At 40.8% G+C, this 10,944-nt stretch carries 10 protein-coding genes; 4 read left to right on the top strand and 6 right to left on the bottom strand.

The window, feature by feature from the left end:
* Positions 1-302: IS3 family transposase (locus tag BM082_RS23810; protein ID WP_139218818.1), on the top strand; the 302-nt coding region annotated here is incomplete at its 5' end.
* Between the two features lie 137 nt (positions 303-439).
* On the opposite strand, the gene BM082_RS23805 is transcribed toward BM082_RS23810, so the two are convergent.
* Positions 440-895, bottom strand: coding sequence for a hypothetical protein (locus BM082_RS23805; RefSeq protein WP_017013461.1), 456 nt, complete (start codon positions 893-895; stop codon positions 440-442).
* Positions 896-969: 74 nt separating this feature from the next.
* Positions 970-1,599 carry a 50S ribosomal protein L25 gene (locus BM082_RS23800; RefSeq protein WP_244276082.1) on the bottom strand — a complete coding sequence of 210 codons (630 nt, stop codon included), beginning with the start codon at positions 1,597-1,599 and terminating at the stop codon, positions 970-972.
* A 366-nt stretch (positions 1,600-1,965) separates the two neighbouring features.
* Between BM082_RS23800 and sodC the strand changes: the two genes are divergently transcribed.
* Complete coding sequence (gene sodC, locus BM082_RS23795; protein WP_017013459.1) at positions 1,966-2,478, top strand: superoxide dismutase family protein; 513 nt, start codon at positions 1,966-1,968, stop codon at positions 2,476-2,478.
* A gap of 81 nt (positions 2,479-2,559) precedes the next feature.
* On the opposite strand, the gene BM082_RS23790 is transcribed toward sodC, so the two are convergent.
* From BM082_RS23790 to BM082_RS23775, 4 genes are all read right to left on the bottom strand, one after another.
* Positions 2,560-2,901: a hypothetical protein gene (locus BM082_RS23790; protein WP_017013458.1), complete on the bottom strand. Its 342-nt coding sequence runs from the start codon at positions 2,899-2,901 to the stop codon at positions 2,560-2,562.
* 119 nt (positions 2,902-3,020) lie between these two features.
* Positions 3,021-3,950 (bottom strand): hypothetical protein, encoded by a 930-nt coding sequence (locus BM082_RS23785; RefSeq protein ID WP_017016622.1) that lies wholly within the window; start codon positions 3,948-3,950, stop codon positions 3,021-3,023.
* A 347-nt stretch (positions 3,951-4,297) separates the two neighbouring features.
* The gene (locus tag BM082_RS23780; RefSeq protein WP_017013456.1) at positions 4,298-6,073 is read right to left on the bottom strand and encodes an EAL domain-containing protein; all 1,776 of its coding nucleotides are present in this window, start codon (positions 6,071-6,073) and stop codon (positions 4,298-4,300) included.
* A complete protein-coding gene (locus BM082_RS23775; protein WP_241810522.1) occupies positions 6,045-9,293 on the bottom strand; it encodes an ATP-binding protein in 3,249 nt (1,082 codons plus the stop codon). Before BM082_RS23775 ends, BM082_RS23780 begins: the two co-directional genes overlap by 29 nt.
* Positions 9,294-9,779: 486 nt before the next feature.
* Between BM082_RS23775 and BM082_RS23770 the strand changes: the two genes are divergently transcribed.
* Together BM082_RS23770 and BM082_RS23765 are read left to right on the top strand one after the other, a co-directional pair.
* Positions 9,780-10,412: a hypothetical protein gene (locus tag BM082_RS23770; protein ID WP_241814521.1), complete on the top strand. Its 633-nt coding sequence runs from the start codon at positions 9,780-9,782 to the stop codon at positions 10,410-10,412.
* Positions 10,413-10,428: 16 nt separating this feature from the next.
* Entirely contained in the window at positions 10,429-10,791 is a 363-nt protein-coding gene (locus BM082_RS23765) for a hypothetical protein (protein ID WP_017013453.1), read from the top strand.
* Positions 10,792-10,944 lie beyond the last annotated feature (153 nt).

Here is a 10,944-nt window from a genome sequence, read left to right as displayed (position 1 = left end):
ATCAGGGCAGTCAGTACACCAGTCATGATTGGGATAAATTCCTGACTCAGCATGGCTTGGAGTCAAGTATGAGCCGCAGAGGCAACTGTCATGACAATGCTGTTGCTGAAAGCTTCTTTCAGTTATTGAAACGAGAACGTATCAAGCGAAAAATCTACTCAACGAGAGAAGAAGCACGTATGGATATCTTTGAATATATTGAGATGTTCTACAACGTAAAACGTCGGCACGGTTCCAACGACCAAATGTCACCTGTAGAGTATGAAAAGCAGTACGAAGAAAGGCTCAAAGGTGTCTACTGAGTCGGTGGCTATTCAAAATGAACCAGTAAACGCAGAGCAAAAATAGCTTCCACGAATAGGGGATGGTGGGAAAGGTGCCTGTCAGAAGATTCGGTTGTTTATTGTAGAAACGATCCTGACAGGCACTAATTTTCGGTCTAGAGGACTCTGTTTGGTAGGACTATTGGTAAATTTGAACGTTTATTGTTAGCCCGCCGAGTAGCTCGTTGGGTTGATTTGTTAAATTTGTCCAACGCTCGTTTAAGCACCATACGAACTTCTTCAGAATCCTTGCGCCGTTTGCTTTCTAAGCCGGGTTGTGTGGATGTTGCCACATGAATTCTGATATCAAAGATCTCAATGTCTTGATGTTTTCTTAATTGAGCTCTTACATATTCAAAAAAAGCACGGGCTAGCGTCATTGACTCTAGATAACATCCTTCGTCTGTCATTCTGCCTCGGGTCGTGACACCGACATTTCGTAGCGTATCATCTGGTACCCCGTATTCTCTGAGTTGCATGAATTTGGGGGCGTATTTGTTACGTACGACAATTGTAATTTTTGCGAACTCCACCTGAGCGATGTTTTCGAAATCTCCTACGCTTCTAAACATAATTCCTCACAAGATAACGTGGAATGAATAGAGAAAGCCGCCAATTAGATAGCGGCTTTGAAGATTAGTTTGTCTTAGTTCTCTGTGTCTTGAGCTTCAGTTTCATCATCGCGTTCTGTTTCTACTTCTTCTAAAGTTGGGTAGTCGACGACGATAACTGCCCAGTCAGCGGCTTCTTCGTTTGACTGGATACTCACAATTTCAATACCTTCCGCTAGGTTCAGGTCTTTCAACAGTACTTTGTCGCCAGCACCTAGCTCTGAAAGGTCTACACTGATTTGGTCTGGCAAATCTGAAGGCAAACAAGAAACCTCAATGTCTTGAATGACCTTGTTAGCCACCAGCCCTTTTTTCACCAACTCATCTTCACCTAAGACGTTTATCGTCATCGTGATTGTCACTGCCTCGTTTTGTTTGATGCGCAGAAAATCCAAGTGCTGAATTAACGGTTTAAAAGGGTGTCGTTGTACGTCTTTCACGAGAACAGATTCAAGAGCACCATCGATATTCAAATGGATGATGTTGTAGAAAAGCTTATGGTTAATTTCTGCATGTGTTACTTCGGTATTGCGGGCTGAAATTGAAACTGCGGCCTTATCCGCGCCATAAAGTGTTGCTGGAATAAGTCCCATCTTGCGTAGCCTGCGGCATGCGCCAGTACCAATTTCATTTCTATTTTTAGCATTTAGTACAAGTTTACTCATTACTTTTCTCTTATTTTTCTTTTCTGTTTCATTAGATAGAACTATTTTGTGGTTCCTTGAGCACATTACATCGAAAAGAACATGAAAAGATGTATCAAAAAAGATACTAGATACATCGAAAATTCAAGTCGGTAAGTAAGTTCGTTGGGGTGGAAGGGGGATGTGTTTTCACGTTATTGATATTTTAGTTTTGAGACATATTTATAGTGATAAGTATGGTTATTTATTTAATACCTTGCGAATAATCTGGTGATGGTTTTCCTGATAATTAATATTTTTAATAGAAAGTAAGGAGTAAGACCGCATTACTTAGAATAAAGTCCAACGATATGCATGAAAATAATGACAAACGAAAGGATACAAATGATGAAAAAAGCACCTTTGCTCGCTGCGTTAACATTAATGACGTTTAACGCGTTTGCGGAAATGAAGTCGGTTGAGATGGTTGATTTGAACTCTGGTCAGGTAGTCGGCGTAGTTCAAGTGAGTGAAAACAAATATGGGACTGTTTTTTCGCCAAACTTAGAAAAGCTTACTCCGGGTATGCATGGCTTTCATCTTCACTCGAACGGTTCTTGTGAGAGTAGTTTGAAAAATGGAAAGATGGTTGTTGGTGGGGCTGCTGGCGGTCATTTCGATCCTGAACACACAGGTCAGCATGGTTTTCCTTGGACAGATGACAACCATCTAGGAGATTTGCCTGGATTGTATGTTGATAGCAACGGTAAGGCCGATGTACCCGTTTTAGCACCTCGTGTGAAGCTAAGTGACATAAATGGAAAGGCGATTATGATTCATGCGGGCGGGGACAACCATTCTGATCACCCAGCAAAATTAGGTGGTGGTGGTTCTCGGATCGTTTGTGGTGTAGTGAAGTAAGATTGGTTTCTGTAAGCTTGAGATCCCTAAGGATATGTAATGGCTAGTAAAGGGGGCATCCCCCTTTACTATATCTCGGGTTTATTCGTAGTTTGGTTTGTGTACAACCACTTGGTCGAAACTTGTACATGAGTCTCTGCTGTCTCGGACTGTCACAATATTTCCAATGTTCATCGCGCTGTTTAGTAATCCAAGAATTGGCGGACCCTGATAGTCATCTAGGTTCATATAAATATCCAAGAGTTTTTCTTGTTCGATACCACTAAATTTTACGACTATGGTTTGCTTGTTATTGTTAAAGTCTTGATTTTCTGTTTCTCCCACTCGAATCCATTGAATGGCTTTCTGTGTTACACAGTCCGTCATTGCAAATGCTTGTAAAGGTGAGGTCAAGAAGATTGCCAATAAAAACATTTTTTTCATTACTTTATTTTCCTTTTTTGTGGTAAATAATTACTCGCAATTCGAGCTAACTAGAGTTGTGATGATTCGTTTAATACTTCTAATGTGTGTAAATATAAATCGTAAACCTCCCCTTAAATTTAAAAGAAAAATGTACTATTAGCTGCGACAACAAACTTTGTGTGAAAGTATCCAAAGTAATTCATTGAATAACCTTCGCATGGAAATAACTCCGACAGTGAACGAATAACTCTTGAACTGCTGGAATAAGGAAGCGTACAGGCCGTCATCACATCCGTTGGTTGTTCTAAGTTTTCCAGAAAGTCGTCTAAATCATGTATTTGAGGTAAAGATACATTGAAACCAATTGAACCCATCTGTGGTTGATTTTCTACAGGGTTAAGAGACGCTGCTACAGGAGTTTGTGTAACTGCCCCCGATGGAACGGTGTAATGTAGCCCTCTTCTCCAAGCATTATGTTCACGGTTCCATACCCATTGAGAAACTTGAATTACAGATTCAGGATGAATCTGAGAATACATATACGTGGCATATGGCCTAGCTAGTGCACGTCGATAAGCTTCCTCTAGTTCCAGCAATTCTAATAGCGTCAACTGAGCTGCCATTAAACGTGGGCTATAGTCGGCGACACCTAATATAGATTGTGTGAACGCAGTGGCTTGTGGCGTTCTGATGTTATCTATACTCAGGAGTCCCGCAACTGCTGCAAATTGATCACTCATCGCAATGAGAGACGCTGTTCGCTGCTCATAAGCAAAGCGATATGATTCAGCTGAGCTTTGCAAACTGTTACTAAAATTTACTCGCACGGTGGTAAAGTGGCCATTGTTTGCTATTGGCGGGAAAGACTGAATCATTCTTTCTTCATCAGATGGAACCACACCAACTAAAACGCTTGAGGGACTCTCACGTCTGGCGGCACTCATTATATTGTGGTTATTTCCTCTGGGGCTGAGACCTTCCACAAGTGCCTGGAATGGTGCTGTGCTAGATAAAAATACGTACTCTACCGCCATCGAATTGTTGGCAAAAAGAGATAGCATCATCATACCCAGAATATTTCTCGTTCGCTTAAGACTCACTTGTCTTCACCTCCTGTGAGTGATTTTTTTGTTACGATTTTTAAACATCGATTAAATGTTCACAGCTATTTTCTGGGAATTTGTTGTCAAATAATTTCTTTTTTGTAAGAAAGCGATAAGTACAGTGGAATAACAGTGCTTATAAATAGGATGAGGTAGCATGAATAAGAAGGTGGAAGTGGCGGGGTTCTCAAAAGTGATATTAACATCGATGGATGTTCGATAACTTTGTAGCTTTACCTTTGTTTCTTTCTTAAAAATAAAAATGACCTCATTGATTGAGGCCATTTTACGCTTTCAGATTTTGTCTAATTTTAGTTCACAATATTGAAGATCTTGACGAGCTCAAACATTGAATTGATATTCAGTTTGCTCAGTATTCTCGTTTTATAGGTACTCACCGTTTTTTGGCTGATATCTAACTCGTTTGAGATTTTTTTGTTGGTGTACCCTGCCAAAATGTACTCCGCAACGGTTGCTTCGCGACTCGACAGTTTCGAAAACAGCGTCGTTAAGTTTGAAGAAGACTCGTAGGTATCAGTCATCGCGTTATATATGGCGTTAGAGGTTTCTGTCACCGTTCGAGATTTCCTGATGTATAAGATATTGTTGTCTTCTTCCTTAAGCTCATCATTTTCTTCTTCGTAAAATGGCCGTAATACGAAAATTGGCCCATGATAAAACGCTTTCACATGTGTAATGACATCAGAAATTTCTGGGCTCGACAATCCTTCGCTTTCAATGATCAAGGATTGAATTGCATTGTCCCTAAGTTGTGTTGAGACTTCGTCTGTTGTGTTCACTTGTATCGTGTCTATCAGCTCGTCGTGCTTTTTAATTAGCTTAACAAGTGGGGTAGAGCGTTGATTGTCGATATCAAAATAAACAGATTTCAAACTCTTGCTTTGTGAAAACTGATTTCCTAGCTCAGCGCACTTATGTTTCTGGTACAAAGAATAAAGATCCGGTGCGCCAATAGGTTTGGATGTGTAGTAACCTTGGCAAGTATCGATGCCTATTCTTTTTGCAAACAAGTAAGCCTCTTCATTCTCGATACCTTCAACAACACAGTGGAGCCCCAACGAATGCGCAAGCAAAAGACAGATCTCAGTGATCTGCTTGTTTTTATAGTTGCTGTGTATGTTTTCTAGAAACGCTTTATCAATTTTTAGCTCAGTGAAAGGCAGTTGTACGAGCTGACTTAACGAAGCAAAACCAGTACCAAAATCATCAATGGCTAACCCTACACCTGAAACCCTCAAACGGGCCAAATTAGCCAAGGAATCAATCGAGCATTGATAGACATCTTCTTCCGTCATTTCGAGTGTGAGCTTATTGAGCGGGAAGTCATATTTTTTGCAGGTTGCTATCACTAAATCATAGATATCCGTCTCTAAGCACTCTTGAGAGAAATTTACAGAAAGTTTCAACTCCTTGCTCATTGACGCCATCAGCTTCACTGATTTGTCCAAGACAATCTCAAAGAGTTGGTTTTTACATCCAAGATCACCAATCAGGTCCATAAAATGGAGTGGCCCAAGTACGCCATATTCCGGGTGAGAGAAACGGACCAAGCTTTCAACACCCGACAAGTTGCCGTTTGAGAGATTAAATTGAGGCTGATAAAAGCAGAAGAACCGGTCATTCTCGAATCCATCAAACACATCACGCGAACCGATTTGAATCTGAGGTGAGGAATGTGCGTTCTTCTTACTCATAAAGCTCGAGTGTTCGAGCACGATGTTTTCCAACACCGAATCTGATATCGGTTTTTGGATAGCACGAACAAACTCGAATCCAGCCATGTTACACATATCGAAAGTGATCTTTAGGATGGCGTCTTCAACTGAACTAAAAATCACAATACCTACGTCAGGAGAGATCTTGTTAAGTTTTGAAAGAAACGACACGCCGTCCATTCTTGGCATCTGGATGTCACAGAACAGCAGGTCGATATCGATTTTTCTACATACATCTATGGCTTCAAGTCCATCCTCTGCGAAGTGAATGTCTGACTCGGAAAGGTGAGACAATTGCATTTTAAGTCTTGTGGCCTGTATTTTATCGTCTTCTACTATTAGCACTTTCATTGCCGTACTCCTTATCAAGCCACGTTTGGAAACACTCAATAATATTCTTCAACTCATTCTTGAGCCGTAACATGTTTTCTTTTTCTAGTTCTACAGATTTACTGTTAAGTACATTGTCTGCGTGCTCGGCTAACTCCTTTAGATTCAGTGCTTTTGCCGAACCTTTGAGCTTGTGAGCATGCTCTTTCGTTTCAATTGATTCGCTTTCTTCAATCTTAGCTAACTCTTCCACAAAAGTAAGATGAGATACCTTGACGATTTCCAGCACATCCACATCATTAAATGCTTGTGAGATAGCGTTGATATACCTGTCCTTGTTTATTTCTTCAGTTTGCGCTGAGTGTTCCTCCTCAATGACGATAAGCTTGTCACTCGCGGTAATGTGTTTGGCCAATACGTTGAATAGCGAGGCCAACCTAACGGGTTTGTAGATGAAGCCGTCAAAATTTTTTAGATTTGAGTCCAAGTTAGTGAGTCTCGAGTCCTCTGCCGTACACAGCAGGATTGGCTTCTCTTTGAAAGCTGTAATGCTCGAGCGAATTTCTTTTGAAAGCGTTACGCCATCCATAACTGGCATTCGATAATCCGTGATGAGGAAATCGTAAGCGTCTGGACTTTCTTTTAGTTTCGTCAGGGCCTCGTAGCCATTTTTCGACAAGGTGACATCAACCCCCAATTGAATAAGCTGGCGTTTCATCAGCATTCTGTTGATTGGGTCATCCTCCGCAACGAGAGCACTGCCTTTTAGCTTCCCTACGTTACTTGTGCTTGTAGAGCCCGATACATTTTCTTTGTTTTCCAAGAGTTGGAAAAAACCATCGAGGTAGAAGTTTTTGTTGGCCTCAACTTGGCTTATTGTGTCGTAAGTGATAGTCACGCCGAGTACTTTGCCCCATGCTAGTTCTTTTTTTACTGCGATAGGGACGTCGATAGTCGTACCGTCATACTTGTCGATCTTCGTGCCAATAGATGGAATAAAAAATGACACTTTAGTCCCTTGTTCTGGCTCACTTTCAATTTCGATGGTTCCGTTCATTAACTTCACCAGATTAGCGACAATCGTCATCCCTAACCCTGTGCCGCCATACTTTCTCGATATAGAGCTATTTGCTTGCACATAGGGCTGAAACATCTCACCTAACTTACTTTTTTCAATCCCACAGCCAGTATCTTTGACAATTACCGTGACGCCGTCACGTTCTGCATCTACCGACACGACGACGCGTCCTTCATCGGTAAATTTTATGGCATTAGATAGGATGTTCGTGGCAATTTGCCCGACGCGAAACATATCAATATCAAAAAGTAGGTAGGGTGTTTCTTTCCATTTGACGATGAAATCAATGTGCTTCTTCTTTGCCTGAGCATCAAATGGTCTGAATACGACGCTCAGTTCCTCAAAAATATTGGTTGGTCGACTTTCAAGTTGGAGCTTTCCTGCCTCTATTTTCGAAAAGTCTAAGATGTCGTTAACATGGCGTTCCAGCTTTTCTGCCGAGATAGTTGCGTTACGTATTAAGAGCTTATCTTCCTTTTCAGACAAGCGGCTCCCAAGCAACTCTAACAGACCAATCATGGCTGATATGGGGGTTCTCAATTCGTGAGAGACGATGGCCAAAAACTCACTTCTCGACGCCATGACTGTTTTCGTTGTGTTCACCTCATTGCTGGTGTCTAACACCAATTTATTCAGTGTGCGTATGCGGAAGATGACGATAATTGAAACGACGAGCAAAAGAGTGACAACGATAAGGACGTAAAGCAGCAATGTCTTTTCATCGATCCCATATTGAACTTCGGGCAGTGTTTCATTGCCCTTGAGCCTATCGAAGTACTCTTGGCTATAGGCACTGAGGATTGTTGAGAGGTACCCAAATAAGTTTTCACTGTCTTCCCTTGTCGCCATCGTGATGTCAACGTTATTCGGCGCAAAATTCTCATCAGTAGATACGACTTGCTCGGAAATATCTTGTTTAATGAGATCACTGTCCACGATAGCCGAGCCAATAACTCCTTGCTCTAGCGCTCTGATTGTTTCGAAGTAGCTGGTAAACAGTACAGTACTTTCGCTAGGCTTTCTTACTGAATCGAAGATCATCGGTATACCAACCGTCGCGTTGTCTTCGTCCCCGTCGAGTGTGATTTTTACAAGCTCTAGACTGTGGTAAGGCTTGGTTACCAAAAAGCCGAGATCGTCGAGTTTGTTGCTGAAGTAGACGGGGATAAGGTCGATAACCCCTTGTGAGAGCATCAGGTCGATGTTTCTTCCTTCAGACTGCACGTATTTAAATTTTACGATGCTTACATCCTCAATATCCTCTAGGAACTCTCTGACGTAGCCGCCCATTTTGGATGAGTTATCGTTCTTGTAAGATATTGGAAATAGCCCCTCAGGAAGGGAGTACTTCACTACGGTTTTTATGTGTGGGAACTTGAGCAGTTTCAGATAACTTGTTTCACTGAAACTAAAGATCTTTAAAGATTTGAAGTTGCCGCTAGTACTATCAGAATTTATGTCCTTAATAAGGCCATTGAGCTGTATGGCTAATTGTTTGTTCGTCGTTGCGATCGTTTTTTTGTTAAGCCCTAAATCAATATCAAAGACGGTCAATCCTCGACTCAGTTCTTTATTACTTAAGTTTGTAAGCAGCGAGGTAGCGGTTGTGATAGTAGCGTCTGCTTCGCCCTCTCTCAGTGTTTTGAACATCTGTTCATAACTGTTGCTTAACTGAATGTTGCTGTAGCCTTTTTTCAGGATGAGATCGCAGGCGATGCTGTTTTTTACACATATCCATCGCTTTTGATCGAGAGAGCTGTTGTCGACATACTTTGTGTTGTCAGAGAGAAAGATAACGCGAAGCTCTTTATAGACAGGGTCGGTCATGTAGAGCTTTGCGTTTGTCTCCATCGCATCAAAGATGCCTCGGTTGCTGAGCGCAGCATCGATGTCACTATTGTTGAGTGCAGCTTCCAACGAAACCAGGCTGTCATATTCAGTGATATTGTAGTTTCTTCCCAGCGCGGTACCGAAATCTTCAAGGATATCGATATTTAAAGATGAGCCTCTTGTCCGGCTAGAATTGTAGTCACTGTTAAGTACGCCGAAATGCAGATTCTCGATATCGTCTTTTTGCACAATTTCCGAATTTTGTGTAGTTAACGCTAAAGAAGGGATGGAGAAGCTATACAGTACAAAAGCCAGTAAAGCGTTCAACATCATAAGTAACGTCGTAAAGGATGTCTTTTGATGCCTATGGACCATGACATATTTCCGTAGTTGGGCTTGATTGTTGCGCGTTGATGTTTTTTAAAGATGACAAGTGCCGCTTGGTGTTCTCCCACGACGGCAATGCGTCTCGGTATTTAGGTTCTATTTTATTGCATTTGACTACAATTAACGTATTAGACAAATGTGTATTTTGCAAATTTGATGTTTATGAAAGCCAACACTCATCAATGCCTTTTCCTTTTTCTGTATTTTTTGGGTTGCATTATAATTTACTAGGTTTTGAAATTGTAACTTCATCTTTGTGGGAAAAATCCCACTTCTTGTAAGCCAACTCCTAAAGCAGTGATAGTTATAAGCTTTACTTCGTTTTTTGTGAGTATATTCCTACAAACAAAAACTTTCACATCCATTCATAAATTATTAGCATGTATTGATGTTGCGATTTTATAATATTAGAAAAAATAAATGGGTGGATTAATGGCTATTCCTAGTAAAGGCTTATTTTATAAAAGGGTTACTCATCACGCCATAATAGGCTACGACTACCAAATGGCACTGCCGAATTTGTTTGCGCCAAATTTTGATGATTCTGTTGATATGATTTGCGGCTATATATTACGCACTTACAAATCAGCAAGGAAAGTAAAGCGAGACATGCATAGAGCACTAAGATTTGGTGTTAACTCAAAGTTATCTTTAGATGCAATTCATAGCGTTGGAAGTATTAATCCTCAAAACGTCAAGAATTTCGCCCAAAAGTTTGATATTGATATTTTCTTAGATGTCGATGATCGTTGTTTAGAAAATGGCATGTTATTCGAGTCTTGTAAGAGGCTCAAAGAGTCAGGCTTCTCAAGAGTGTACGTGAATGCAGGTATGGGACTCATGCTTTTTCCAGAACATGTTTTGGATCTCTGTGATGGCGTTAAGCTCTCTAACAGCTTCTTTTTAGAGACATTTAAAGGGGATAGGAAATTTTTGACTGACTGTCTCGTGTATCTTTGCAAGAGACACAAGGGAGACATCATTGTTGACGGTGTTAACAACCACCAGTCCTACGCATTCTTGTCAAACTTTCCTGTCGCCATGTCAGGCTCGTACTTTTTTTAAGAGGTTGGTCATTACTATGGACGCTATTGCAATTAAAAAGCTTAAAAAAGTAGGGAATGATTTATCAGAACTCGATGAGTTAACAAGAAGTTATTTTTCTACTTTCATTCGTGAGGTTGTAGTTCCATTTACAAAGTCTGATGTAGAACGGTCATTAGAAAATATGGATAAATCAACGAAACAGGTAATGGTTCAGTTTAAGTACCTAAACCCAGAACATTGTTTCTATGGTCATGTGGTTCCGTATCATATGGTTATCGTTGTTGTTGATTATTCCGACTCTGAAAAGAAGAAACTGGCAATTCCAGTTTGGGACAATGAACAGTTTAGTGTGTTTAAAACAAAGGTTTTGCTCTCACTTCAACGTAGTGCTAAGTAAAAGTCGTTTGTAGTGGTTTAATGATCCCGGACACCATTTAAGGTGGTAAAGTCACCACTAAAGAAAGAGGTGTTCCATGACAAGACAACGTCGTTCATTCTCCGCTGAATTTAAACTGGAAGCAGCCTGTTTGGTCATTGACCAAGGGTATTC

It is taken from the genome of Enterovibrio norvegicus DSM 15893, assembly GCF_900115495.1.
Lineage (GTDB): Bacteria > Pseudomonadota > Gammaproteobacteria > Enterobacterales > Vibrionaceae > Enterovibrio > Enterovibrio norvegicus.
The sequence above is the reverse complement of the archived record's forward strand: the minus strand, read 5'-3'. Positions and strand labels throughout refer to the sequence as shown.

What these genes read in the sequence shown, in the direction of transcription:
- BM082_RS23805 (WP_017013461.1), bottom strand. Translation starts at nt 895, where the DNA reads ATGTTTAGAAGCGTAGGAGATTTCGAAAACATCGCTCAGGTGGAGTTC.
- BM082_RS23800 (WP_244276082.1), bottom strand. Translation starts at nt 1,599, where the DNA reads ATGAGTAAACTTGTACTAAATGCTAAAAATAGAAATGAAATTGGTACT.
- sodC (WP_017013459.1), top strand. Translation starts at nt 1,966, where the DNA reads ATGAAAAAAGCACCTTTGCTCGCTGCGTTAACATTAATGACGTTTAAC.
- BM082_RS23790 (WP_017013458.1), bottom strand. Translation starts at nt 2,901, where the DNA reads ATGAAAAAAATGTTTTTATTGGCAATCTTCTTGACCTCACCTTTACAA.
- BM082_RS23785 (WP_017016622.1), bottom strand. Translation starts at nt 3,950, where the DNA reads ATGATGATGCTATCTCTTTTTGCCAACAATTCGATGGCGGTAGAGTAC.
- BM082_RS23780 (WP_017013456.1), bottom strand. Translation starts at nt 6,073, where the DNA reads ATGAAAGTGCTAATAGTAGAAGACGATAAAATACAGGCCACAAGACTT.
- BM082_RS23775 (WP_241810522.1), bottom strand. Translation starts at nt 9,293, where the DNA reads ATGATGTTGAACGCTTTACTGGCTTTTGTACTGTATAGCTTCTCCATC.
- BM082_RS23770 (WP_241814521.1), top strand. Translation starts at nt 9,780, where the DNA reads ATGGCTATTCCTAGTAAAGGCTTATTTTATAAAAGGGTTACTCATCAC.
- BM082_RS23765 (WP_017013453.1), top strand. Translation starts at nt 10,429, where the DNA reads ATGGACGCTATTGCAATTAAAAAGCTTAAAAAAGTAGGGAATGATTTA.